Here is a 25,184-nt window from a genome sequence, read left to right as displayed (position 1 = left end):
ACAGGCTAGTTGCCTTGGTATCGGCTCAGGAAGTCCCCCATGCGTCCAATTGCTTCCTCAATATCCTTCACGTTCGGAAGCGTGACCATCCGGAAGTGATCCGGCCGCACCCAGTTGAACGCCCGCCCATGAGACACGAGGATCTTTTGCTCACGCAGCAGGTCAAGGACAAACTTCTCGTCGTCCCGGATGTGGTAAACCTCGGGGTCCAGCCGGGGAAAGAGATAGAGCGCACCACGGGCCTGCTGCGTACTCACACCAGGGATGGCGTTCAGAAGATCGTAGGCCTTGTTTCGCTGCTCAAGGAGCCGGCCGCCGGGAAGGATGAGGTCGTTGATACTTTGATAGCCCCCCAGCGCCGTTTGAATGGCGTGCTGCGCAGGCACGTTCGCACACAGGCGCATATTGGCCAGCAAGTTGATTCCCTCGAGGTAATCAGCCGCTGTCTTCTTGGGTCCCGAAATGGCCATCCATCCGGCGCGGTAGCCGCAGACACGGTAGGCCTTGGAGAGGCCGCTGAAAGTAAGGCAGAGAACGGCGTCACCCGTGAGGCCAGCCATATTCACATGGACGGCGTCCTCATACAGGATCTTCTCGTAAATCTCGTCCGCAAAAACCACCAGCCCGTGCTTCTCGGCAAGCGCGACAATCTTCCGGAGCGTGCTCTCCGGGTAAACAGCGCCAGTGGGGTTATTCGGGTTGATCACTACGATCCCCTTGGTGCGGGGAGTGATCTTCGCTTCCAGATCCTCGAGGTCAGGCTGCCAGCCCGACTCCTCGTCACAGAGGTAGTGCACGGGCTTTCCGCTTGCCAGTGCCACCGAAGCCGTCCAAAGGGGGTAGTCCGGGGTGGGTATCAGCACTTCGTCGCCATCGTTGAGCAATGCCATCAGAGACATGGTGATGAGCTCACTCACACCATTGCCCAAGTAGATATCGTCAACGTCTATGCTCTGGATGCCGCGGGTCTGGTAATACTGGGAAACGGCTGTCCGGGCAGAAAAGATGCCTCGGGAATCGCTGTATCCCTGGGCATGGGGAAGATGGCGAATCATGTCCACCAGGATGGCGTCGGGCGCTTCAAATCCAAACGGGGCAGGATTGCCGATGTTCAGTTTGAGGATTCGGTGACCCTCCGCCTCCATCTGCTGCGCAGCCTCGAGGATCGGTCCACGGATGTCGTAGAGGACATTATGAAGCTTGGTGGACTGCTTGAATTCTGCCATCCATCAAATATGCCATATGGAGGATGTTAATCCCCTGAGACTTGACTCACACCCGGGGCCCTCACTTGATGAAGTCCTTGTCCTTGAGCCAGGCCAGTGCTGCTTCCTTTGGCTCTTGCTTCTGGTTGCCGCTGACAGCCCGGTTGAGGTTGATGAGGTCCTCCGTGGTCAGCGCCTTGGAGACATTGTTCAGCGTCTCCTTCGCCTTGTCGGTCATTTTGGCTTTGTTGTAGAGCGGAAGAACCTGCTGGGCAATGAAGTTGTTCTTCGGGTCCTCCAGCACCACAAGATCGTTGTCGGCAATGGCCGGACTGGTGGTGTAGATATCGGCAACCTGCACCTGGTCTTCCAGCAGTGCCCTCACAGTAACGGCTCCGCCACCATCGTTGAACGGTTCCAGCTTTTTGGGCACGCAGTCATAGTTCTTTTTCAGGCCGGGGAGGCCATGGGGGCGCTCGGCAAACGTGGCCGGAGCACCCACCACCACTTCGCTGCATACCTTCGCCAGGTCGGCGAGGGATTTCAGCTGATACTTTTCCGCGGTTGCCTTTGTTACCACCATGGCGTCCTTGTTCTCGGCTTTGGAGGCATCAAGCACCCCCAGGCCGTCCGGCAGCTTGCCGGGCAGCGCCTTCAAAATCTCATCGGCTGAGACCTGGGTGGCCTCCTTGTCCGTCAGCAGCAGCAGCTTGCCGCTGTAGTCCGGGACGACGTCGATGGAGCCGTCCTGGATCGCCTTGAAGTAGACCTCACGGGAGCCGATATTGGGCGTAGTGCTGGCCGTAATCCCGGCTTCGTTCAAAGCTCCCGCGTACACCTCGGCGATGATCTGGCTCTCTGCGAAGTCCCCCGAAGCGATCACAAGCGGCTCACTGGCTGAACCGGAACTGCTGGTCGAAGGTGCAGGGGTCAGCGGATCCGATGAGCCCACACAAGCACTCAAGGCCAGGGCCAGGCCCAAACCTGCGACGAATCCGCCCCACGCACGGCGTCGCATCAATTGACGTCGTAAATCCTTCAAAACGTACCTCCTCGGACAACAGGCTCCAGCGTTGCGGAGGCTGTTCAATCGACTGCAGCCTGGCTGGCCGCGGTCGGGCATTGTGGGCGGTCCCGATGAGCGGAAGTGCCAACCACAGCCTACCCAGCCCCTCAAAGAAAGTCTGAGGGACCGGGTAGGCCAGAATGGTGTCACCCTGGATTCGGAACCAGCCGGCAGTGGATGGGTCCTGATGCGAATCCGTCCCCATTGCGGCCGCTAGTTCCTTCCGGAGTTGCCCTAATTCCTCGACTTTCCGGATTTGCCGGGCTTTCGAGGTTTACCGTCCCGCCCCACAGACTGTTCATGGCCATAGCGTTCAGCGGCCCGCTGGCTTTTGCCTGCCGTCACCACTTTCTGATGCCATTCCCGCTGGTAAGCCCTCCGCGCCGCAGCATCGTGGCGCCTGTTCAATGCAGCAAGCTCGCGCTGGAGCTTCAGGTAGTTGGCCCAGCGACGGCTATCCAGGGATCCGTCGTCCAGTGCAGCTTGCACAGCACATCCGGGCTCCAGATCATGGGCGCAATCAGAAAACCTGCAGCCCTCCATGAGTTCCGCAAGGTCGCCGAACATCTGGCCCATGCCGCCCTCAGCGTCGAACAGTTCGAAGCCACGAACGCCGGGGGTGTCCATGAGGACGGCACCGCCAGGCAGCGGAACCAATTCCCTCGCGGTAGTGGTGTGCCGGCCCTTGCCGTCGCCGGCGCGGACATCACCGGTGTCCTGTGCCTGGTATCCGACCAAAGCGTTGATCAGCGTGGATTTTCCCGCTCCCGAAGGCCCCAACAGAACCACTGTGCTCCCTGCCGGCAAACGGCCTGAGAGTTCCTCCAAACCGTCGTGCTGTTCTGCCGATGTGGTGACCACATCCACACCGGCTGCTTGAAGCATGACCTGACCCACGACGTCGTCCGCGACGTTGGCCAGATCCGCCTTTGTGATGATGACGAGCGGAGTGGCGCCTGAATCCCAGGCCGCTACGAGGGTGCGCTCGATCCTGTTGTGGGTGAGCGGGCGGTCCACCGGGACCACGACCCCCACGATGTCCACGTTCGCCCCGAGTACCTGGACTTCCGAAGACGCTGCAAATGCACGTTTTCGGCTTAGTTCCGAGTAGCGCGGGAGGACACCGGCAATGACGGGCTCGGCTGATGCGTTCATGCCCAGCCAGACCCAGTCGCCCGTTGCAGGGACAGAGCTATGGAGGGGGTAGGGGACATGGAAAAACTGCTCAGCGGCCGCCACCAACACGAGGTTGCGGTCCACCCGCGCCACCCGCCCAGGCATCGTTCCGCCTGTTGAAGGATTGGCCGCGAAGTACGCAGCTCTGGCTGGCGTGAATCCGTATTGAACGGGACCGGCCAGCTCGGATCTGCTGTTTGAGGGTCTTTCTAGAGGGTATTCAGCCGATGAAAGGCTGTTGATGTTTTTCAATGGGAAGCCTTTTGCTAGGCCCCGCCAGTGCTTCGACAGCGATTCTGTGAGCCGCTAGGAAGTCTGTTCAGACAGGGCAGGAAGATTAAAGTGATTGAGGCGCGAGGCGCGCAGAACTATGACAGTCATCACTTCCACCTCCCTTTTACTTCCACAGAGCGTCCTTGAAATGGCCGGGCAAACCGGCAACTCTGACAGGTTATCGAACTCTGGCGCTGCTGGCCATACCACGGGCAGGACCAGATACCGGCTGCAGGATCCGCAGATTGCCGTTGCCATTGCCATGCACAGGCGCTGCATTCGGTTCTACAGTGGGGAGGTGACCAATCTTGAAGTCAGTCCCCGGGAACAAATATGCCCGCCTGCAGACATTGGCGAAGGTTCAGGGGCCGGTCCTTGCCTGCAGCTGTGGCCGGCCCGCGAAGTTCCGCTGGGCGGTGTACGTGCAATGAATGTCCTGCGCACTCTCCCCCAGCGAGGCCTGCCAACCGTGGGAGCCTGGTGCTTCCTGGACAGCTTCGGGCCCGACCGAGTGGCAATGTCCGTCCTGCCCCATCCGCACACCGGCCTGCAAACGGTCACCTGGCCACTCCTCGGCACCATCCGCCACCGCGACAGCGTGGGGAGCGACGTTATCGTCCGCCCCGGTGAACTGAATATCATGACAGCCGGCCATGGCATTTCACACTCAGAATTCGCCGTGCTCCCTCAGCCTTCCCATGTCACGGATCAGGAGGAAACGCCCGACGGCGGCCAGGGACTGCCGCTGCAGCGGGGACTTCAGTTCTGGGTTGCCTTGCCGGACAGCGAACGGGACAGGACGCCAGCATTCGAGCAGCACCGCGAGTTGCCCACTGTTGAGGGCGAGGGCTTCCTGGCAACGGTCATGGTGGGAACTTTCGGCGGATCAACGTCGCCGGCAACCGTGTATTCGCCCATCGTAGGAGCGGACATCACAGCCCAGGGACCTATCCGGTTACCCCTTAACCCGGAGTTTGAGCATGCCGTCCTGGTTCTGGACGGCAGCGTGGGCATTGAAGGGCAGCACGTGACGCCGGGCCCCCTGTGCTATCTCGGAACCGGACGGGATTTCCTTGATCTCGAGGCGGTTGCAGGTACCCGCTTCATCCTGCTGGGCGGCGAGCCTTTCCAGGAAGAGCTGCTGATGTGGTGGAACTTCGTTGGCCGGACCCACGATGAAGTGGCGCTGGCCCGTGAGGATTGGGAGGCCCAGGCAGGCATTACTGAATATTCAGTGGAGGCCGGCCGTTTCGGAGTGGTGAGGGGGCATGGTCCCGACGCTGGCCCCGAAGCTGGCCGCATAGCCGCCCCGCCCTTGCCGGGTGTACGGCTTAGGCCGCGAACACGTTCCTGATCGGGGGTGGTGCGGATCAGTCCCCTGCCGGCTGCTCCTGAAGAAGCTGAAGAACCCCGAATACCGGTTCCCGGTCCAACACCCGCACGTCCTTGATACCTTCGGCGGCCAGGTGTTTACGGAAGGAGTCCTGGATCCACGGAACGTGCATGGCAAGCCCTCCTCCAAGAATTACGGGGCCGTCGGCGTCGAGCTGCCGAAGCGTTTCCGCGGCCAAATCCGCCAGGTCGCTGCCTGCCTGTACCAGAAAGGCCAGGCTGGTGGCGTGGCCGTTCGCGGCTGCCTCCACGACCAGGCGGGCCCGCTGGGCCCAATACCGCCGCCCTGTCTTAGCCGAATGGAAGAGTGCAATGAGCTTGTTGGGGTGATCAACAGCGCAGGATTCAAGCAGTGCAATGGTGAGCTCGTCAGGTTCGAAGCCCTGGTTCATTCGCCGGAGGCTGTGGCGGACAGCCTCACGGCCGAGCCAGTAGCCGCTGCCTTCGTCTCCCAAGAGGTATCCCCAGCCGCCAGCCCTGGCTTCTTTGCCGGCCTCGTTTCGCCCCCAGGCCGCGGATCCTGTGCCACCAATAACAGCGACGCCCGTGCTGGCGCTCCCCGCAGCAAGCAGCAGCCGTGAATCATGGACAACGGTGATCCGCGCCCCCGGTACATGGGGTGCGATCAGCGACGCGAGCGCGGCAGCGTCGTCGTCGGTGTCTATTCCTCCGGCCCCGGCGTACACGTGCGCGACGGATCCTCCGCCTATTCGGGCGAACAGTTCGGCTAGATTCCGAGCCGCTTCGTCACGGCTGACGTTCTGGACGTTGGCGCTGCCCACAACCTCGTCTGCGACCGCTTCGCCGTCGAGGAAGCGGACACCGTGCGTCTTGGTTCCTCCAATGTCCAGGCCGATGACACTGCCTGCAACCGTCCCGGCAGGGAGGCGGTCTGCGTCGACTGGATTCGATTCCGGGAAGCTGTCTGCACTGTTCACCTGAACAGACTACTTAACCTGCGGCAGACGCCCTGCAATGAAGGCGCAACAAAGGCTGCAACATTGTCTGGGATTTACTTCCGTCATTTAGTGGGTGCGCTCAATGGCCTGTACGAGATCCGCCACCACATCGCTGGCACCTTCAAGCCCCACCGAGAGCCTCAGCAGGTTTGGCCCTGGCCGCGCTTTCCCGCTCACCGGTCTGTGGGTCAGGCCTGCAGGATGTTGGATGAGCGTGTCAATTCCACCTAGTGATACCGCATGAGTGATCAGGCTGACCGCCGATGGAATGCGTTGGGCATGCTCAGGGCTGCCCACCTCAAAGGCCATTAAGGAGCCCGGACCGGACATCTGAGTGCCCACCAGCCCCAAGGGATCGCACTCGTGCAATCCCGGATAGAGGACCCTCTTGACCAGACCGTGTCCCGCCAGCGCCGACGCCACCTTGGACGCCGTGGCCTGCTGCGCCCTAACCCTGATGGGCAGGGTGGCAAGTCCGCGGTGAAGCAGGTAGGCGGGCCAGGGCGTGAGGATCCCTCCAGTGACCGCGCGGATGGCGCGGAGCCTGGCCGCCCATTCGGGCGAGGTTGCCACAATTCCGCCCATTGCATCTCCGTGGCCGCCCAGGAACTTCGTGGCGCTATGCAGAACCAAGGCTGCCCCGTGCCTCAGCGGCTGTTGCAGGACAGGGCTTGCGAAAGTGTTATCCACGAGCAGTGGAACGCCATCAGCGGCGGCGGCCAACGCCGCAATATCTACCAGCTCCAGGCTTGGATTTGCGGGGGTCTCCGCAATCACCATGCCAGTTTCCGGTCGAAGGGCAGACCTGATTTCCTGAACAGTTGCGAAGGTAACCTCTGTCCCAAGCAATCCTGTGGCGAGGAGGTGGTCGCTTCCGCCGTAGAGCGGCCTGACCGCGACAACGTGCTTTTTGCCAGCGGAAGCAACGGCAAGCAGCACTGCCGAGAGAGCAGCCATCCCCGTGGCGAAGGCAACAGCCTCAGGAGCCTCTTCCAAGGCAGCAAGCCCATCTTCAAACCGTGCGACGGTCGGATTCCATAACCGCTGGTAGACCGTACTCTGATCCTTAAGATGCGCACCGCCGGTCGCCAGGTGTTCATAAGCCAGCCCGCCTTCCACCACAGAAGGCAGCGGTGCGGTAGTGGAGAAATCGATAGGGACTGCGTGCACGCCTTGTTCTGTCAACCCGTCGCGCCCCGCATGTACCGCAAGTGAATCGAACGAAAGCACCGGACTCCTTCTGAATATTCATCATTGAACGTCGAAAGTATGTGGCATTTATTCGGGATTGCACAGGTGGGCTGAATTCTTTGAGCAGAAGGAGCGGTTTATGATGAACCGAGCACACCCTGAGGAGGACTTGTGGCGAGTAATGCGAAGAATATTCGGCCGGGATCACTGACCAGCGAGCCGCTGGACGCCATTGACGAGAAACTTCTCGCGGCTCTCGTGGCCGATGCGAGGATCTCCAACAAGCAACTCGCTGAACTGGTGGGAATTGCCCCTTCAACAGCGCTGATGCGCACCCGTGCCCTGTCCGAGCGGGGAATAGTGCAAGGCTATGAGGCAAAACTGAGCCTCTCGGCAATCGGTCGATCGGTTCAGGCACTCGTGGCCGTCCGGCTGCGCGCGCACGACCGTGACCAGATTGACAGGTTCACGGCCCGCGTACCTCAACTCCCAGCGGTACTGTCGACATTTCACACGTCAGGTTCGGTCGATTACCTGCTGCATATCGCCGTCGCCACGACGGAAGACCTCAGGGACTGGGTGCTGGACAACCTGGCCACCGACCCCGTCGTGGGCCACACCGAAACCACCCTGGTGTTCGAGCATATTCAGGGCAACCACGGCCCGCTGCCGGAGTAAGCTGACCACCGCGAGAATGACTGCGCACCATGCGCAGAGCAGCACAAAGACCGTGACGGACACCGGAAGGCCCCACGCCGTCGTCGCAAACCCCAAGCCGATCACCGGCACGGCGCTGCCCAGATACGTGATGACATAGACAGCGCTGATGACCTGCGCATGCCGGGACGGTTGTGTCCTGCCAGCCAAGTCATTGAAGGCGGCCCGGAAAGAAATGCCTTGGCCGAGTCCTGCGCCCATACTCGCAAGGACCAATAACCAAGGGCTGCTCCAAGCAGCCGCGACGGCTATCAGCCCGACCGAAAATGCGAGGATAACAAGGCCCACCGGGACCACATAACGGCCGCGGACCGCAAGCAATTGGCTCAGCGCTGATGAACCCAGCGTCAATCCTGCGAGGACACCAATCATGGGCCTCGAATCCACATGGACTATCGCGGCAAAGAACCCCGGGGCAAGGGACAGGCAGAATCCGAACACCGCGAAGCTGAGGAAGCCCACGGCGGCGGCGAGCCAGAACGCCCCACGGGCTTCCGGGGAGACCGATGGCCGCCGGGGCGCCAGCGCCTTGATGGGCCATGCACCCTCCACCGGCCGGGCGGCAGGGCGGGCCTTCAGCAGGTACAGAGGCACGAGCAGGCCGCTGAGGACAAGGGAGTGGACGACGAAGGGCGTCGATGTGGGCCCCGGCAGAAGCGAAAGCACTCCCCCGATCATTGGACCGGCCGCCACACCGCCGGCCGAAGCAAGCAGCGTGAACCGGGAAGCCCAGTCCGGCCGCGAGGGCAGAAGTTCGCGAAGCGCTGCAGAACTTGCGCCTGTCGCGAGTGCCACCGCAATGCCCTGGAGTGCCCTGCCTGCCGAAAGCGCGGCAAGATTACCCGCCGTCGCGAAGACCAGGCCGCCCATCAACCCCACCAAAACTGCCAGCAGCAGTGCAGCGCGCCTGCCAATATGGTCCGACCAATGGCCGGCAAGTACAAGCGTGGCCACCAGAGCGAGCACATACGCGGAGAAGGCAAGGGTGATATCCAGCGAAGTGAGCCCGAGCTGGGACTGGTACAAGGAGTACAGCGGCGTCGCTAAATTCGCTCCAACCAGCAAGGTGAAGATCACGATGCCCGCCAGGACCAGGCGGGCCGTGGTGGAAGCATCCCAGCCCCTGGGGCTGACGGCGGCGGCGGACATACGGAGCTCGCTGAAGACAGTCATTTCAATGCCTTTTCTTGTTCCGGACAACCTGATCCTTGTGGGATCCGGAGCTTGCCGGGCAAATCTGATAGCTACATAGTCCCTCCCGAATGACTCCCAGAACTGAAAAAGATGCAAAACTTGATCAAAACTGTCAATCAGTGACCGCTACAGTGAGCCGGAGTGACGATTTGAACCAACTAGATCCCACGGATCTGAAGATCCTTCTTGAATTGATCCGGGACCCGCGGATTCAGATCGGCGAACTCAGCGAACTGCTGGGGATTGCCCGCAACACCGCTCAGTCCCGGGTACGGCGAATGCTCCGCTCGGGCATCCTTCACCATGGTGGTCGCGAAATTGACCTTGAAGCTGTGGGATACGACGTCGTCGCCTTTGTCACCATCGAAGTGACCCACCGCGAACTCGACGGAGTGGTTGGCGCCTTACGGTTGCTGCCCCAGGTACTGGAAGTCCACGAAATCTCCGGTCGTGGAGACGTGTGGTGCAGGGTGGTGGCCACTGACACTCATAATCTCCAGTCAGCTCTTCGCTCCGTTCTCCGGATCAAAGGCGTAATCCGGACAGAGACGGTCTTGGCTCTGCACACTCACATTCCTTACCGGACTGAGCCATTGATTAGCCGCCTTACGCAGGGAGATGCGCTGGCCCGGCAACAGAATCGGGGCAACCCCGCGGAGGGAACATCCGGTCCCAAAGAGGGGAATAGGATTTCAACATGAAATTGGTGCCCCCGTCTCCTACCCACCCGGCCCCATGCGAGCCCCTAAGGGCTTCCGCATGCCTGAATGACAGGCTGTCCGTTTCGTGACGATCATCGACAACGCCGTCTACGTGGACGGGGTCCGCAGTTCGCAACCCCACACTCTTGAGCAGACGTTTGAGACGCTCAGCCAGCATGGCGGAATGGCATGGATAGGCTTGTACCGGCCCACTGAAACCGAGATGGCAGAGGTAGCCGAAGAGTTTGGGCTCCATGAGCTTGCGGTCGAAGATGCGATCTCTGCCCATCAGCGTCCCAAGCTGGAGCGGTACGGGGACAACCTCTTCACCGTGTTGCGGCCGGCCAGGTACATCGACGAATCCGAAACAGTGGAGTTCGGCGAGCTGCACATCTTTACCGGCCGAAACTTCGTGGTCACCGTACGCCACGCTGAAACGGGCGGCGTTGCCCGTGTGCGGCGCAGGCTCGAAAGCAAGCCGGAACTGCTCGCCCACGGACCGGAGGCCGTTCTTTACGCGCTCATGGACCAGGTGGTTGACGACTATGTTCCAGTGGTGGCCGGGCTGGAAAATGATATCGATGAGATCGAGGACCAGCTTTTCAGCGGTGACTCCCACGTTTCCCGACGAATCTACGAACTGGCCCGGGAAGTCATCCAATTCCAACGTGCTATCCATCCGCTACCGGGAATGATGCAACTCCTCAAGCGGGGATTCGATAAATACAGCGTCGACACCGAACTCCAGCACAGCCTCAGGGACGTTGAGGACCACGTGGAACGGCTGATTTCCCGCGCAGATTCGTTCCGTGATTTGCTGCAGAACGCCTTGACCCTGGACGGCACTCTGACCGCCAATCGGCAAAACGAAGCCAGTGCAGAACAGAACGAACAGGTAAAGAAGATTTCTTCCTGGGCGGCTATCTTCTTTGCCCCGTCATTTGTGGCCGGCGTTTACGGCATGAACTTCGACTTCATGCCGGAGCTTCATTGGGCATTCGGTTACCCCATGTCCCTTGCATTGATGGCAGGCATGGCCGGACTCATGTACGTCATCTTCAAAAAGAAGGGCTGGCTGTAGCTCAGGATGACCGGCACAGAGAATACTGACTGGAGCCTGGGTTTCGGTGGCGGGCGGATCATTGTCCCTGGGACAGCACGGCAGTTGGGTGCTTTCGGGCTCTTCCGGCCTCCGCCTCACCAGGGACAGCCACCCAGGGACGGCCAGCCTCGTCTGACTGGTGATCACCCCGAGGGCGGAGTGTTGTGGATAAGCCTCGGCGATTTGCTGGAGCAGAACATTCCGGCAAAGGAGCTGACTGAACTTGCGGCCGCATATGGGACGTGGGTGGTGGACGCCGGTGTCGCGGGGATGGTCAGCGGATCCAGCCGGTTGGCGAATCGCTTTGTTGAAGTCGCCGGCGTCTTGGAGCAGTGCAACGTGACCGTGTTTCTTGTCTCAGCAAGCCCGCTGAACTTGGATCCTGCGAACCCGCTTTCTGCCCTCGAGCTTGTTGAATCCTCAGAAGTGCTGCCGGTTGAAGGTGTCCAGGGGTCCTGAACATCGTCTGGCCTTAGCGCAACCTGTTTCGTATGCGGGCAAAGAAACGGGCAGTACTTGCTTTCATGATGTACCGTTCTATCCCGACAGGTTTAGGCAAAGCAAAGGGACATATCAGGTGGCAACGGACTACGACGAAATCCGATCAGACGTCGCGGAGACGCGGAACGCATCACTCGAGGCGCTCAAGTCTGCGAATTCTCCGGATGCACGGAGCGTCGTGCGGGAACTTGACGAGACGGACACGGTAGACGGCGTTGAACTGCCGGGCGCCGATTTGTCCGGTGAGGAACTGAGTATTGAGGTCATCCCCCAGAAGGCGGATGAATTCACCTGCTACTCATGCTTCCTTGTCCGGCATCGTTCCCAGATCGCCCGTGAAAAGGGCGGGCACGCTTACTGCATCGACTGCGAAGGCTGAGAACTTCCAAGCAAGTGGGAGGGCCGGGTTTCCCGGCCTTCCTCAGGCCCTGCAAAATGTGGAGCTAAGGGGATTCGAACCCCTGACCTCTTCGATGCGAACGAAGCGCTCTACCAACTGAGCTATAGCCCCCAGACAAGAACGTTTTTTGCGTCTGGTCCAGTACTGCCGTCCTTAGGCTACAAACTATCCGCATTCTTTGCCAACCAGGCGGAGAAGGTCTCGCGGCCAAACGTTTGTTCAGGGATCAGGTTGTGTCCCCCTCGAAGGTACTTACCCATACTGCCTGGCAACGGCAGTTCAATGACTTTTCCGCGGCCGTGCGTCGTCTTCTGCCAGGTTTCTGCCATCGACCTCATTGTGAGGATCTCAGGACCGCCAACCGTAAGCACGCGGTGAGCCTCCGGCGGTCGGTCGGCCAAAGCCTCCTCCAGCAGGGCAGCAGCTGCTTCTGAGGGAGAAATCGTCTGGAAGCGTGCACCCTTGATAACCGGTATCAGCCCCACCCGTGAACCCGCCGAGAACACCTCTGCCAGGAGACTGTGGAATTGAGTCGTCCGGACCACAACAGTCCCCAAGTCCGCGCGGGCATACCTTTGTTCTTTCTCAGCTTTTGATCTCTGGTAAGCCAGGCTGACCTGATCACAATTGATGATGGAAAGCAGCACGGCCTTCCGGACCCCTTGCAGCCTCGCAGCGTGCAGCAGCCGCTCTCCCGCATCAGCGAAGCCCTTAGTCGCCTTTGGCGATCGCCCCTCGACGCAATCTACGACGACGTCGGCACCCGCCAAGGCTTCCGCCACGCCTGATCCCGATTCAAGGTCTGCAGTCCAATAGATGGCGCCCTCGTGATACTCAGTCGAGCCTGGCCTTGGTGGGTGGCGGCTGAAGACGGCAACCTCTAAACCACGCTCAAGTGCCAGGCGGACAACTTCCTTGCCCACTTGGCCGGTGCCACCAGCAACGCAGATACTAAACATGTTCAGAGGTCACGACAGCTTGGGCTTATCAGGCGCGACGGCGCTGAAGGACGTCATCCAGGTTGCTCAGCGCGCTTTGAGGCTTCGTGACTGGCTGCTTTGCCTGCGGGGCGGCAGGCGCAGCGGACGCGCCCTGTTTCAAGGAAGGCTTGCCTGCTGCCTTCGGGGCCTCCGGCAGTTCGAGGGGTCCCGGCGCTGCGCGCTCGGCTTTGGCTGCCTCAACATACGTGGGCTTGGGAACCTCCACCGGCTCCCAGCTGGCACCCATCCCGCCTGGCACATCGGCCGACATAAACGGACGCCGCACACTGTGATCCCCTGACGCCACCGCTTCAGCCAAAGCAGCCTGCCGAAGTTCCAATGCGGTCAGCGGCTTGACCTGCGGGCGGGAAGCTTCGGCATCAAATAAAGGGACGTCACCATTCGATCGGGTTTCCGAGCGGTTCCGGACATCAGATTGGTTTCCCGTGGTCCGATCCGCGCCTTGACTGGCACTCCCTCCTGGAGCGCTCATCGCGGATCTGAACGCGGCCTGCACTTTAGCGCGCCGATCCCGCACCGCGAGCCGCCGGAGCAAAGCCACTGTCAGAATGGCGGTTGCCAAAGCAACAAACGGCAACCAAATCGGCCCAATGCTGAAAAGACGAAAGGCCCCCGACGTTGCCGCAGCGAGAAGGGACAGCAATCCGATCAGCGCAATTGCGCAGCGCCCATAGCGGATCCTGAATGGTTTAGGAGGCACCGCAGGCTGGCGTTCCGAGTCGCGGGGTGATGCTTCCCTGACGGATTCAGTACCGGGCACGCTGTCCATGGTTTTCTCCTGCTGGACGGCCATTTTCATGACCGTTCCGGCTTGGGGGTCTGTTGTTTCGACGTCGACGGGTTCCAATACTGCCTCACCAGCGGCCTGCAGCTGCTGCCGGCCGTTACGGAGCACATAGGGGGCAACCCAAACAATCCAGAGCGCGACAGCGATAACAAGGATCACTGAGCTGCTAAGAGGGAAGTCCACACTCAAAACGGTATGAGCAATACACGAAGGGGACTCGCATTGGCCACGGTGTGTCGCAGGTCGGTGTCAAAATCAGTGGTCTAATCGTGGCCTTCGGCATCGCGTTGTCTTCCAGGGACATCTGAACCTGAGTCTGAGCTGGTCCTAGTGTGGACCGTTTTGGAGCCACTGGTTGAGAATTCCTTCCGGAACTTCTTCAGATGTGAGAGCGAATGACCGGTGGTCCGCCCATTCGCCATTGATATGGAGGAAACGCGGCCGATAACCCTCATCCCGAAAACCGAGCTTCTCCACAACGCGAAGGCTGGGGCCGTTATCTGGCTTGATGTTGATTTCCATGCGATGAAGCCCCAGGGCACCAAAGCAGTGGTCAGTGGCCATAGCCACCGCAGTGGGGGCAACACCCCTGCCTGCATGCGACCTGTCCACCCAGTAGCCGAGGGTTGCCATCATGGCAGAGCCCCACACAATTGAGGACACAGTGAGCTGCCCGATAATTACCGGCTCACGGACATTCGGAGTCCACTGGGTAATCAAAAAAGGCAGCGCCGTTCCTTGAGCCGCTTGGATGTTGAGCGATCTGACCATTTGACGGTAACTGGGAAGTCCGCCGCCAGGCGTGGGGTTTGAAGCCTCCCAAGGCGCCAGCCAGTCCCGGTTGCGGGAACGGACCTCTGTCCATTCCTTGCGGTCCCGGTAGCGGATGGGCCGTAGTACGAGCTCGCCGCAGGTTAGCGTCACCGGCCAAATGGAACTGCCCATCGACAGCTATTTAGACAGGCTCGCCGTGAAGTCAGGCAACCAGTCCCTAAGCCCTGGGCCAAGGTCGTCGCTGTCGCAGGCCAGTTCCACGCAGGCTTTCAGATAACTCAGTTTGTCACCGGTATCGTAGCGCCGGCCCCGGAAAACAACACCATAGACTCCATAACCATCAGCGTCGCTAGCAGCCAGTTCCTGCAGGGCATCCGTCAGCTGAATCTCCCCACCACGGCCTGGTTCAGTGCCTTCCAGCACCTCGAACACTGCGGGGTGGAGGACGTAACGGCCAATCAAGGCCAGGTTTGAGGGGGCCTCATGCGGTTCGGGCTTTTCGACCAAGTGGTTGACCTTGACATAGTTCTCGCCATCAAGCTCCTCGATGTCGGCACAACCGTAGGAACTGATCTGTGAAGGTTCCACCTCAATGAGCGCCACAACTGAGCCACCTGTTTTGGCCTGCACCTCGATCATCGTGCTAAGCAGTTCATCCCGGGCGTCAATCAGGTCATCGCCCAGAAGCACGGCAAAGGGCTCATGCCCAACGTGTTGTTTGGCGCGGAGGACCGCATGGCCAAGCCCCTTGGGATCGCCTTGCCGCACATAGTGAATGTCGCCCAGGTTGCTTGCTGCCTGAATAGACTCCAGCTTGGTGGTATCCCCTTTGGCCTCCAGCATGGCCTCAAGGGCCGGGACCCGGTCGAAGTGATCCTCCAGTGCACGCTTGTTCCGGCCCGTAATCATCAGCACGTCACTGAGACCCACGCTGACCGCCTCTTCGACGACGTACTGGATGGCTGGCTTGTCCACGACGGGGAGCATTTCCTTCGGCATTGCCTTCGTTGCCGGGAGGAATCTGGTTCCGAGACCCGCGGCGGGGATGACAGCTTTGCGGACGGATGCGTTGGTGGTAGTCACTGGACTAATCTAACGGAGGAGCCAGCTATTGGGTAATCGTTCATGTGTTGAGATTGCCCTAAAAGACGCGGTGGCGGAGGCTGAAAGGGGCCTAATGTCAGTGAAAGAAATGTTGCGTTCCCGGCACCGGGCGGCACGTGCCGCCATGCCCGCGAATGCCCGGGACCAGGCAGGTAAGGACCTGGTGATCCACGGTCTGACCTGGGCAAACCAGCAGATTTCGGAGCAGTTGGCTTCGGGTCGATTGCGACCAACAGGATCAGCCACCTTTGCCGCTTACCTCGGAGTTGGAACGGAACCGCCCACCCTCCCCCTCATAAATGCACTCTACGCGGCCGGCAACCGGATTCTGCTGCCGGTCTGCATGCCGGAGCGCAAATTGAGCTGGGTCTACTGGACCCCCGAATCAGCCTTCACAAGAAGCGAATACGCCCCCATACAAGAGCCAGTGGGGGAACATCATGACATCAGTGTTGTCGGGTCATCAGCAGGAATTTTCCTGCCAGCAACCGCAGTGGACCGAACGGGCAACAGAATTGGGCAGGGAGGTGGCTATTACGACCGCCTACTGGCTGAACTCGGTGAAGGCGGGTGGAATGTTCCCGGAATCGCCATTGTCTATGACAACGAAGTGTTGGCAGAGGGTTCCATTCCGACTGAAGTTTTCGACCGGCCGGTCCGCTCAATCCTGACACCCTCGGCGATCATCCAGCTTTGATCGACGCCAACTGCCGGGATGATAGAATTGGCACTCAGGCCCTGCGACTGCTAATGACTGACATCCGGAAACGGAAATCTGTCGGGCAGCGCGGGACCTGATCGTATGCCCAAAAGGAGGAATTTCAGTGCCCACGTATGCATATGCCTGCAAGGACTGCAGCCACGCCTTCGACATCGTGCAGTCTTTCACTGACAGCACCCTCACGTCCTGCCCTGAGTGCCAGGGTACGTTGCGTAAAAAGTTCAACAGCGTCGGAGTTGTGTTCAAGGGCTCGGGCTTCTACCGGACGGATTCACGCGACTCCAAGGCAGGTGGCATCTCCGCCTCAGCCCCCAGCAATGCTGCAGGGGATAGCACTTCGGGTGCAGCTGCTTCGAGCACCGCTTCCTCCGGGGCCGCTTCTTCAACCACAGCTTCTTCCAGCACCGCCACTCCCGCGCCTGCCGCGGCCAGCTGACGCTTCCTCAGTAGTTTTTCAAGCGCACGGCGGTTTTAGCCGCACAGCGGTTTTCCACATAGGCACAGGCAACTCTGTTTCTGGCATACCGTCCTCTGTAGCTTGGCTGTATGCCGCCCAGAGGAACCGCACGTGCCAACGGTCCAAACTTCCGTAGTTCCCGCTTGCGAAGCGCCCGTATCGGGCATCCTTCGAGATCACCTCAACGCAGACTGCTGGGCTGGCTCAACAGGAACCGTCGGCTTGCCGTAGCGCTTTTGCTCAGCGCAGCAGCCGGCATCGGAGTCCACCAGCTCACCCCTGCCCCAGCACAAACGCTGGCCGTCATGGCAGCTGTCCAGGACCTTCCCGCAGGTAGGACGCTTGGCCCTGATGACGTTGCGGAGGTCCATCTTCCCATGGAGCTCCTGCCGGAAGGAACCTTCACGGACTCCAACGGGCTGAAGGGAAAACAGCTGGCGGCACCTTTGAGGAAGGGACAGTTGTTCGCCGATTCCCATCTGGTGGGGCCGGGCCTTCTCACTGGAGCGCCGCCCGGTTCTGCAGCCGTCCCGCTCCGCCTGGCGGATCCGTCATCCATCCAGCTTCTTGCACCGGGACAACTCATCAACGTTGTCCTGACCGCAGGCAACGGATTCGAACAACAGGGTACTTCGGAGGTTCTGGCCGAAGGGGTGCCAGTTTTGTGGACTTCTTCCCAAGGCGGCAAGACAGGTCAATGGTTGGAAAACGAAGACGCCGACGGCCTCATAGTCGTCACAGCCAATCCGGATCAGGCGGTTCGGCTTGCCGGAGCCTCAACGAAAGGGAAACTGTTCTTCGTTCTGGTGGGCTGACCGGACGGCCATTCCCGACATCTCCTGGAAGGCTCAGTCCCAGTGTGGCGGTTTCTGTTCCTTCAGCCATGAATCGTGATCGTACCCGGACGCGTTATCTCCCCATCGGCGCGGGTCATCTTCGGAGGCCTTGTTCGGGAGGACGTCGTTCGATGCCGTCCCGGTCAGCACCGGCTTGGATACACTCCGATCCTGGCTGGGAGAACTCTCCGTTTCGTTCTTATGAGTTCCATCCTCTTGACGGGCAGTAACGTTCGAGGAGTTCTGGCTGGCGCTTACGGGCACCGCTGGTTCGTCGTTCTGATTCATTTCCTGATGTTCCTCGTCCCCACTGTCTGTGGCAGCAGAGCTGGCTCCGCTTTCAACCGCCCGTTGATCAGTGGTCCCATGGTCAATCGTCCCATGGTCAATTGTTCCGTGCTGTGTTGTTCCATGCTCAGTTGTCCCATGTGCGGTTGTCCCCTCGCCTGTGGCTTCGGGGTCGAAGGACAACAACCCATCCACGTCTTCATCCAGGAACCCCACAGGTGTTGACCGGGCAGACGCCACCGGTTTTTCCAATCCCAGGTAACCTCCGATGCGGTCTGCACAGGCTGAAGGGTCAGTGAACACTTCGATAGTCCACAGTGACAGGTACCTCCAGCCAAGCCGCTCCAGGAGTTGCGGGCGGAGCCGGCTCCGTTCACGGACACTCATCAGCCTGTACTGCTCGGTGCCGTCGGATTCGATGGCGACGGGCCGCGGTATCTCAGCATCTTCCTGGCCAATAGTGTTCATTGGATCGGCAGCTGCCACAACATCGAGAACGCCGTCGTACTGGTGCCAGACCCTTGCTCCGCGCGCCCGCAGTCGGTCACCCAAATCCGCGACCAGCGGGTCGGCTCCCAAGGCCTGCTCACTGGCGGCGGCGCGTGACGCCGGAGTCCCCAGGTCCGTGTTGCCGGCGATCTCCCGGTTCAGCAATTCGTAGAAGTTGAGGGCTCCATAACTCAACCGGCTGACGTCCAGATCTTCCGGGCGGAAGCAGGTCAGAACGTGCATCGACCGGCGCGCCCGGGTCATCGCAAGGGCAAACTTGGCGCTGCCGCCTTCGGCCGACAAGGGTCCGAACGTGTGAAGTGCACGCCCATGTGGAGTACGGCCGTACCCAGGGGAAAAGATCACGTGATCACGCACAAGGCCCTGCGCGCGCTCCAGATCAACTACCCGGAATGATTCAGGACCGGCGGTGAAAAAGCTGGCAAGCAGCGGATAATTGGGAAGCTGCAGGCGGATGGCTTCACCGATGCGGGCAGCATGGCGAAGGCTCGCCGTGACCACCGCAAGGGAGGTCCTGGGACGCAGCCGTGCGTGTTCGAAGACAAGCTGTACGGCACGGTTGACCTCTGCAGCCGCGGATTCCACCCCTTCCTGATCCGCGCTGGGAAGGCCTGTTCCGTCCGGGAGGTACTCGACGAACAAGGAACGATCCAGGCCGGTAGCGGCTTGTCCCTCAGGCAGGCGGCGGAGCTCGCCGTCGTAAAAGCTCTTGCTCAACTGCAGCACGAGGTCCTCGTCCACCGCGCGGTATACCGACCGCAGCCGCCATACCGGTAACACCGCTGAAAGTGCCGTGTAGGCGCTCTCCACACCTTGCAACGGGGTTTCGCCGGCAGCCAGCCGTTCCACACCTACGGTGAATGTCCGGGGGCTGGCAATCTTGTCATCTCCGAAGGCAATAACCTGCCGCGCACGGGCGATGGCCGGCAGGACGGCCTGCAGCGAGGTGGCTTCGGCGTCAAGGATAACAACGGCATCGAAGCGCTGTTCAACGGGGAGGAGCCCGGTCAGCAAGTACGGGCTTACCGACCATACCGGGACGAGCATAGGCACGAGGTCCGGTGCTTGGGCGGTCAAGGCGCTCAGGGTGATGCGTCCGTCCTTGAGCAGGCTTCTGAGGAGATCTGCCTGGCGCGCGTGCTGTGCGATTCCCGCACGCCACCGCTCTGCCAACTGCCACCGCAGCCGTGCAGCGCCACTGGCTATATGAGCGTTGTCCGCCAGCCTGTACTCCGCTTCAAGCTGGCGCAAGGCATCTCCATCGGACATCGCCAGGTAATCATCGCCACTGATCATGGCTTCCAGTGCTGACTGCCACCAGGCGAGCTCGAGTTCGGCAGCCACGGCATCCGGCGGCACTTCCCGGTCGGCCAGGTCGGTCAGGAGTTCCCCGAGGCCGTGTTCGCGCATGTTTTCAATCAACAGCGTCCGCTCGGGAAGGGTCTTGAGGGTCCGGCTGTCTGCCACGAGCCCTTCGAGGCGTTCCATCAGTTCCTCGTAGCGGGCGTGGTGGAGGTCACCCCCGGCCGCGGTGTGGGCCAATGCCGCTCCAAGCTGCAGCAGTTCCCGTTCGAGGCCCCGATACATAACGTTCATTTCGCCCAGGCCCGAAGGCACCGCAGGGTGCCGTTGGGTTGTGGCGTAGTTGGCCCACAGCGCACGCTGATCCTGAACAAGCACCAGCGAGCTGTGGAGGTCAGCGATGTGAACGCCCGGGCGCACGTACTCCTTCGCGACCCGGCGTAAGCGTGACCGCTGCATGGAGGGCATGTCGATGCTGCGCTCCCGACGCCAAGCGGAGGAAGCAGTAGCGGAAATAAGGTCATGGACGGGGCGGTCGAAGATGTCGGGCGTGAACTTATCCAGGCTTTCCCGGACCGCCATCAGCAGTTCGAGCTGAGCTCCCCACTCAGAGAAGGTGGAACCCAGGCTGATTTCTGCGTGTTCGGCCACATCCTTCATCCGGTCCCGGAGCATCGGAAGCTTTTTCTCAACGGATCGAGCCACATCGAGGGCTTCTTCTGTCTCCTTTCGCGTCACCAGGCGCGCCCCGTGCCACGGACTTGCCGTAGAAGCACGGCTAAAGCTGCCAAGCTCTGCCGCGCGCTTGAGCCGTCCGGCAAGTTCGGCACGGTCCCTGATGCTGTCCAGTACGCTTCGCTTGAGCCGGACCGTAGTAGCAGGTGCCGGCTGAATGGACGTCAACTCGGCCAGTGACTGCATGGCCTGGTATGGCGAGCATCCCCAACGCTGGCGGACATTGTGCAGGGAAGCCACGTGATCCAGCAGGGCATGACGATGCTCAGTCAGCGTCTTGTGAAGATTATCCAACTGTGGCTGGAGTGACTTCTCGTTCCGAACAATCGCACGGATCAACTGGCCTTTCAGCTGCAGCGGGGCAGCGTTGCCGGCCAATTGGAAGAGGATGGATTCCAGCCCCAGGCTTTCCAGCTTTGAGGATATTTCGCCAAGGCTGGCGCGCCTGTCCCCCACTACAAGAACGGACTTGCCTTCATCGACCAACGCCCCGATGGTGTTGATGGCCGTTTGCGTCTGCCCGGTGCCTGGCGGGCTGCTGACCAGCAGTGACTCACCGGCGCGTACGGAGTCAACCACGTACTGCTGATCCACGTCGGCGTCGAGCAGAAGCAGTTCGTTGGCCGGATCACGCTCGTCGAGCGGGGGGAATCGGTCTTCCTTGAGGGAAGGGACGTCAACATGCTCCCCTGCGGCCGCTTTGGCCAATTCAGCCACCACGGCGTGGTTCGGATTGATCCAGGGATCGTCGAGATTTCCTGACAGGTCCGCAAAAGTGGAAACCAGGAGGTTGTGCTCCACCTCGGCGCCGTGAATAGGCTTTACAAGGGTTGCAAGCCGGTCGAGAACAGGCTGAGGATCGAAACGGGCGGTGCTGTAAGCCATTCTCGTGACGGCGTTTACATCGAAAACGATGCCATGGATCTTCTTCAGGTGCCGGATAAGGGCAGGGTTGATCTGCGCCTGTTCGGTCAGCTGCAGTTCATAGTCATCTTCACCGGGCCGGACTGTGAGGGAGATGGCAGTAAGCATGACCGGCGCCGAGACACGCTGCGGCTTGCCCCCCACCGCGGAAGTCCACACGACGGTGCCTGCGGAAAAGTAAGCTGCGTCGATTCCCCGATCATTGGCGAGTTCAAAGATCTTGGAGCGGAGGTTCCGTGATGCGCGGGCCGCTACGACATACTGCTGACGGTCCCGGATGAGGGTGGACAAACGGGTCCGCCGCCCTGCCATCAGCTGGGCGAGCCCTGAGGGATGGGCATGGGTGAGGTCGATGGAACCTTCAGGGGTTTTGGTGAAGCGCAGCATTGTGTCTGCACCGGTTACCGGTTTGAGCCCCGACAGCCATTTTCTGAACTCCTCAGAGCCCTCTGGGTTGTCTTGCCCTACTGACACTGCTGCCTTCTTTTCTGTGCTCGCGTTTTCTGTGCTCGCGCGTGACGCCCTGGACCATACCGGCATAGTTTCGAGCGTAGCCGGAATTGGCCGTCTGTGAGACTCCGCAACACTGGGGCCGGCAAAATTGCAGGGTTTTAGCCCATACCGATTAAAAAGAGTGGCCGGCCTCCCGACGGAGACCGGCCACTCAGAGGACTACTCCCACTCGATGGTTCCCGGTGGTTTGCTGGTGACGTCCAAGACCACACGGTTCACGCCCTCGACTTCGTTCGTGATCCGGTTCGAAATCTTGGCCAACAGTTCATAAGGCAGCCTTGACCAGTCGGCAGTCATGGCGTCTTCCGAGGACACCGGACGAAGGACGATCGGATGACCGTATGTCCGGCCGTCGCCCTGGACACCAACGCTTCGCACGTCCGCCAGCAACACAACCGGCATCTGCCAGACTTCGTTGTCCAGTCCGGCAGCGGTGAGCTCTGCCCGCGCGATGGCGTCAGCCTTACGGAGCAGGTCCAGCCGTTCCTTCGTGACTTCCCCGACAATACGGATGCCAAGCCCTGGTCCGGGGAACGGCTGGCGTCCCACGATCTCCTGAGGCAGGCCGAGTTGAGCTCCTACAGCACGAACCTCGTCCTTGAACAGGGCACGGAGCGGCTCAACAAGCTCAAACTGCAGGTCTTCCGGAAGGCCGCCCACGTTGTGGTGGCTCTTGATGTTGGCTGCGCCTTCGCCGCCGCCGGATTCAACGACATCCGGGTACAGCGTGCCCTGGACGAGGAATTTGATTTTCTCGCCATGGGCAGCAGCTTCGGCGATGATGGCGAGCTCGGCCTCTTCAAAGGCGCGGATAAACTCGCGGCCAATGATCTTGCGTTTGGTCTCCGGGTCACTGACGCCGGCAAGCGCAGCCTGGAAGCGCTCCTGCTCGTTCGCGACATAAAGTTTGACGCCGGTAGCGGCCACAAAATCGCGTTCCACTTGTTCCGCTTCGCCCTCGCGCAGCAGTCCGTGGTCCACAAAGACGCAGGTGAGCTGGTCCCCTACCGCCCGCTGGACCAATGCAGCCGCCACGGCTGAATCCACTCCACCTGAAAGCCCGCAGATGACCCTGGCATCGCCGATCTGCTTCCGGATCCGGTCAACCTGCTCTTCAAGAATGTTGCCGGTGGTCCAGTTAGGCTGCAGCTTTGCACCCTTGAACAGGAAGTTTTCGAGGACCTGCTGGCCGTACGCAGAATGCTTCACTTCCGGGTGCCACTGAACGCCGTAGAGGCATTTCTCTTCATTGGCGAAAGCCGCTACTTCAGCACCCGCCGTCGTCGCGAGTACTTCGAAGCCCTCCGGTGCTTCATGCACGGAGTCGCCGTGGCTCATCCAGGTGTTCTGGTGCTGGGGCATCCCTTCCAGAACGGACCGGCCTTCGCCGAGGATGGTGGTCTGGGTGGACCCGTATTCCCGCAGACCGGTCTTGTCCACCTTCCCGCCGAGGGCGTTCGCCATGGCCTGGAAGCCGTAGCAAATGCCGAAGACGGGGATCCCGGCCTCAAACAGATCGGCGCCCACGCTCGGAGCACCGTCCGCGTATACGCTGGAAGGGCCACCCGAAAGGATGATGGCGGCGGGGTTTTTGGCTAGCAGTTGCTCGGTGCTATGGGTATGCGGAACCACTTCCGAATACACATTCGCTTCCCGGACGCGGCGGGCAATCAGCTGCGCGTACTGGGCACCGTAGTCAACAACCAGCACCGGCTTCTGGGAAGTCTGGGATGCAGTGGGAGTAGTCACTGTCCTAGGGTACTTGGCGCTGTTGCCCCGTCGCACCTTGAGAAGCCGCCTTACGCGCCTTCTGCCCCCGGACGTAAGGCAACTCACACGTGGGCGTCAGGAACAAAGGGTACGGAATCAGTAGCGCTTGGACGCCTGCGGGTTGGCAGCGAGTTCTGCCTCCACTTCAGCATGGAACTTCTTCTCGACGATGAAGGAAAGGAACGGCACCACTCCGCCCAGGGCAAGAATGATCATCTTCATAAATGGCCACCGCATCAGGGACCACAGGCGGAAGTTCGACATGAGGTACACGACGTACATCCAGCCGTGGACAATAAGCACGGTGACGGAGACGTTGAACCCTTCCAGGACGCCCTTGGGCTCTGCGTCAGCGAAACCGAAGCCGTGTGGCTGCCCTGTGACCGCGTTGGTACCACCGGCAAAGAGGTACTGACCGAAGCCGTACCTGGCAATGAGTTCAGCGCATAGGAGCAGCAACATTGCGCCGGTGAGATAGGCGAGGACCTTGTAGAACTTCAGTGCCGAACGGATCTGCGCCTCGGTGCCACCAAATCGGCGCTTCTTACCTTTTGACCAGGCTCCGCTGGGCGATTGGGGCTGAATGGCGGGCTTGGGCTCGATCATGGTTGTACCTTTTGTTCAGAAGGGCTGGGCTGGGCTTCGTGTGCGCTGGCTGGTGGTTCAGGAGGGCCGGCGGCTCGTTCAGACGGGCTGGGCTTGGCTCCGTAGTGGTCCCCATCATCTTCGGGGATGACGCCGTCGTCGTCTTCGTCTTCAAGGTCCTTGCGATAGTCATCCTTGACGAGGCGCCACCAGATGAACAAAGCGAAACCCGCAAAAACGACCCATTCCACAGAGTAGAAAAGATTGAGCCAGTTGACCTGCTGGGGCGGAGGCTGGGGGCCGATTTTCAAAGGCTTCAGATCGCCCGGCACGGCCGCTGCGCTGACGTCGGAGCTTCCCGCCATTTCGACGGTGGCAGTTACGAAGCCAGGGTAGCTGCTCAGTTCCCAGATGTTGATGAGCTCCGCAACCGAGACAGCAGTCGCCTGCCCTGGGGCTGCGTCTGTGTTCGGCAAAGGCGCTTCAGAGGGCAGGAGCCTGCCTGTTAGTTCAATAACGCCCGACGGCGGTGCCGGCACTTCTGCGGGATCTGCCACCCAACCGCGGGCGACCGGAATCCACATTTGAGGCGACGCCCCTGCCCCGGAAAGAAGCGGGGCATCCTGGACAGCGAAGGCGCTCACCACCCAATAGCCGGTGGCCCCGTTATTCAAGCGCCCTGGAACCAGCACTTGCTTCCTGGGGTCGTAGCTTCCGTTGGCAGTAACCATCTGGTCGGCGACTGAACCGGGGAAGAACGTGCCCGGCTGCAGCGTTGCGGTCAAGGAACGGACGTCCTCCGTACCTGTTGAAACCGGGACTTCCACTTGCGTGGATCGACCAAACTGCCATTGGCTCAAAAGAACAAAGACGCCGGAAATGGCTATGGCAAATACCAAGCCTAAGATCCAGCGGGGTTTGAGGGCAGTTTTCAACACACATTAACCGTACTTCGTCACCGCGTAGAACAACGAAACGCCCTGCAATCCGGATACTCTGC

At 60.6% G+C, this 25,184-nt stretch carries 22 protein-coding genes, 1 tRNA gene and 1 pseudogene; 9 read left to right on the top strand and 15 right to left on the bottom strand.

Annotated features, from left to right (window positions below):
- Positions 1–5: 5 nt before the first annotated feature.
- The 3 genes from M1E02_RS06465 to rsgA form a co-directional block, all read right to left on the bottom strand.
- Entirely contained in the window at positions 6–1,226 is a 1,221-nt protein-coding gene (locus tag M1E02_RS06465) for a pyridoxal phosphate-dependent aminotransferase (RefSeq protein WP_479377277.1), read from the bottom strand.
- A gap of 61 nt (positions 1,227–1,287) precedes the next feature.
- Positions 1,288–2,223, bottom strand: a complete 936-nt coding sequence (locus tag M1E02_RS06460) for an ABC transporter substrate-binding protein (protein ID WP_479378083.1) — start codon at positions 2,221–2,223, stop codon at positions 1,288–1,290.
- 282 nt (positions 2,224–2,505) lie between these two features.
- Positions 2,506–3,699 (bottom strand): ribosome small subunit-dependent GTPase A, encoded by a 1,194-nt coding sequence (gene rsgA / locus M1E02_RS06455; protein ID WP_479377276.1) that lies wholly within the window; start codon positions 3,697–3,699, stop codon positions 2,506–2,508.
- Positions 3,700–4,018: 319 nt separating this feature from the next.
- Here rsgA and M1E02_RS06450 point away from each other — a divergent pair, with 319 nt between their 5' ends.
- Entirely contained in the window at positions 4,019–5,074 is a 1,056-nt protein-coding gene (locus tag M1E02_RS06450) for a pirin family protein (RefSeq protein WP_479377275.1), read from the top strand.
- A 16-nt stretch (positions 5,075–5,090) separates the two neighbouring features.
- Here the strand turns inward: M1E02_RS06450 and M1E02_RS06445 are convergent, their stop codons facing one another.
- On the bottom strand, positions 5,091–6,050 hold the full coding sequence (locus M1E02_RS06445) for an N-acetylglucosamine kinase (RefSeq protein WP_479377274.1): 960 nt from the start codon (positions 6,048–6,050) through the stop codon (positions 5,091–5,093).
- Between the two features lie 87 nt (positions 6,051–6,137).
- Complete coding sequence (locus tag M1E02_RS06440; protein ID WP_479377273.1) at positions 6,138–7,301, bottom strand: trans-sulfuration enzyme family protein; 1,164 nt, start codon at positions 7,299–7,301, stop codon at positions 6,138–6,140.
- A gap of 132 nt (positions 7,302–7,433) precedes the next feature.
- Between M1E02_RS06440 and M1E02_RS06435 the strand changes: the two genes are divergently transcribed.
- Positions 7,434–7,940: an Lrp/AsnC family transcriptional regulator gene (locus M1E02_RS06435; RefSeq protein ID WP_479377272.1), complete on the top strand. Its 507-nt coding sequence runs from the start codon at positions 7,434–7,436 to the stop codon at positions 7,938–7,940.
- Here M1E02_RS06435 and M1E02_RS06430 read toward each other — a convergent pair.
- Positions 7,938–9,152 (bottom strand): annotated as a pseudogene (locus M1E02_RS06430) (MFS transporter); the annotation flags it as partial. The gene M1E02_RS06435 and the pseudogene M1E02_RS06430 sit on opposite strands and share 3 nt — an antisense overlap.
- Positions 9,153–9,322: 170 nt before the next feature.
- On the opposite strand from M1E02_RS06430, the gene M1E02_RS06425 reads away from it, so the two are divergent.
- The 4 genes from M1E02_RS06425 to M1E02_RS06410 all read left to right on the top strand — a co-directional run bounded on the left by M1E02_RS06425 (position 9,323) and on the right by M1E02_RS06410 (position 11,856).
- A complete protein-coding gene (locus M1E02_RS06425) occupies positions 9,323–9,874 on the top strand; it encodes an Lrp/AsnC family transcriptional regulator (protein WP_479378082.1) in 552 nt (183 codons plus the stop codon).
- Between the two features lie 85 nt (positions 9,875–9,959).
- On the top strand, positions 9,960–10,955 hold the full coding sequence (corA, locus tag M1E02_RS06420; protein WP_479377271.1) for a magnesium/cobalt transporter CorA: 996 nt from the start codon (positions 9,960–9,962) through the stop codon (positions 10,953–10,955).
- A 6-nt stretch (positions 10,956–10,961) separates the two neighbouring features.
- Entirely contained in the window at positions 10,962–11,435 is a 474-nt protein-coding gene (locus M1E02_RS06415; RefSeq protein ID WP_479377270.1) for a hypothetical protein, read from the top strand.
- 118 nt (positions 11,436–11,553) lie between these two features.
- Positions 11,554–11,856, top strand: coding sequence for a DUF4193 domain-containing protein (locus M1E02_RS06410; RefSeq protein ID WP_247046398.1), 303 nt, complete (start codon positions 11,554–11,556; stop codon positions 11,854–11,856).
- Between the two features lie 59 nt (positions 11,857–11,915).
- Here the strand turns inward: M1E02_RS06410 and M1E02_RS06405 are convergent.
- The 5 genes from M1E02_RS06405 to galU all read right to left on the bottom strand — a co-directional run bounded on the left by M1E02_RS06405 (position 11,916) and on the right by galU (position 15,522).
- Positions 11,916–11,988: transfer RNA gene (locus tag M1E02_RS06405), tRNA-Ala, on the bottom strand.
- 47 nt (positions 11,989–12,035) lie between these two features.
- Positions 12,036–12,836 carry an SDR family oxidoreductase gene (locus tag M1E02_RS06400; RefSeq protein ID WP_479377269.1) on the bottom strand — a complete coding sequence of 267 codons (801 nt, stop codon included), beginning with the start codon at positions 12,834–12,836 and terminating at the stop codon, positions 12,036–12,038.
- A gap of 28 nt (positions 12,837–12,864) precedes the next feature.
- Positions 12,865–13,848: a hypothetical protein gene (locus M1E02_RS06395; protein WP_479377268.1), complete on the bottom strand. Its 984-nt coding sequence runs from the start codon at positions 13,846–13,848 to the stop codon at positions 12,865–12,867.
- A 144-nt stretch (positions 13,849–13,992) separates the two neighbouring features.
- Positions 13,993–14,610 carry a GNAT family N-acetyltransferase gene (locus M1E02_RS06390; protein WP_479377267.1) on the bottom strand — a complete coding sequence of 206 codons (618 nt, stop codon included), beginning with the start codon at positions 14,608–14,610 and terminating at the stop codon, positions 13,993–13,995.
- A 6-nt stretch (positions 14,611–14,616) separates the two neighbouring features.
- Positions 14,617–15,522 carry a UTP--glucose-1-phosphate uridylyltransferase GalU gene (gene galU, locus M1E02_RS06385; protein WP_479377266.1) on the bottom strand — a complete coding sequence of 302 codons (906 nt, stop codon included), beginning with the start codon at positions 15,520–15,522 and terminating at the stop codon, positions 14,617–14,619.
- A 94-nt stretch (positions 15,523–15,616) separates the two neighbouring features.
- Here galU and M1E02_RS06380 point away from each other — a divergent pair, with 94 nt between their 5' ends.
- The 3 genes from M1E02_RS06380 (at position 15,617) to cpaB (ending at position 17,536) form a co-directional block, all read left to right on the top strand.
- Complete coding sequence (locus tag M1E02_RS06380; RefSeq protein WP_479377265.1) at positions 15,617–16,240, top strand: 5-formyltetrahydrofolate cyclo-ligase; 624 nt, start codon at positions 15,617–15,619, stop codon at positions 16,238–16,240.
- A 127-nt stretch (positions 16,241–16,367) separates the two neighbouring features.
- Positions 16,368–16,700, top strand: a complete 333-nt coding sequence (locus tag M1E02_RS06375; RefSeq protein ID WP_479377264.1) for an FmdB family zinc ribbon protein — start codon at positions 16,368–16,370, stop codon at positions 16,698–16,700.
- Between the two features lie 110 nt (positions 16,701–16,810).
- Positions 16,811–17,536: a Flp pilus assembly protein CpaB gene (cpaB, locus tag M1E02_RS06370; protein WP_479377263.1), complete on the top strand. Its 726-nt coding sequence runs from the start codon at positions 16,811–16,813 to the stop codon at positions 17,534–17,536.
- Between the two features lie 33 nt (positions 17,537–17,569).
- Here cpaB and M1E02_RS06365 read toward each other — a convergent pair whose 3' ends face one another.
- From M1E02_RS06365 to M1E02_RS06350, 4 genes are all read right to left on the bottom strand, one after another.
- Positions 17,570–21,790, bottom strand: a complete 4,221-nt coding sequence (locus M1E02_RS06365; protein WP_479377262.1) for an AAA family ATPase — start codon at positions 21,788–21,790, stop codon at positions 17,570–17,572.
- A gap of 198 nt (positions 21,791–21,988) precedes the next feature.
- Positions 21,989–23,578, bottom strand: coding sequence for a glutamine-hydrolyzing GMP synthase (guaA, locus tag M1E02_RS06360; RefSeq protein WP_479377261.1), 1,590 nt, complete (start codon positions 23,576–23,578; stop codon positions 21,989–21,991).
- A gap of 117 nt (positions 23,579–23,695) precedes the next feature.
- On the bottom strand, positions 23,696–24,205 hold the full coding sequence (locus M1E02_RS06355; RefSeq protein ID WP_479377260.1) for a DUF3817 domain-containing protein: 510 nt from the start codon (positions 24,203–24,205) through the stop codon (positions 23,696–23,698).
- Complete coding sequence (locus M1E02_RS06350; protein WP_479377259.1) at positions 24,202–25,122, bottom strand: SURF1 family protein; 921 nt, start codon at positions 25,120–25,122, stop codon at positions 24,202–24,204. The genes M1E02_RS06355 and M1E02_RS06350 overlap by 4 nt, the downstream gene beginning before the upstream one ends.
- Between the last annotated feature and the right edge of the window lie 62 nt (positions 25,123–25,184).

The sequence above is a fragment of the Arthrobacter sp. Z5-13 genome (genome assembly GCF_056499105.1).
The sequence above is the reverse complement of the archived record's forward strand: the minus strand, read 5'-3'. Positions and strand labels throughout refer to the sequence as shown.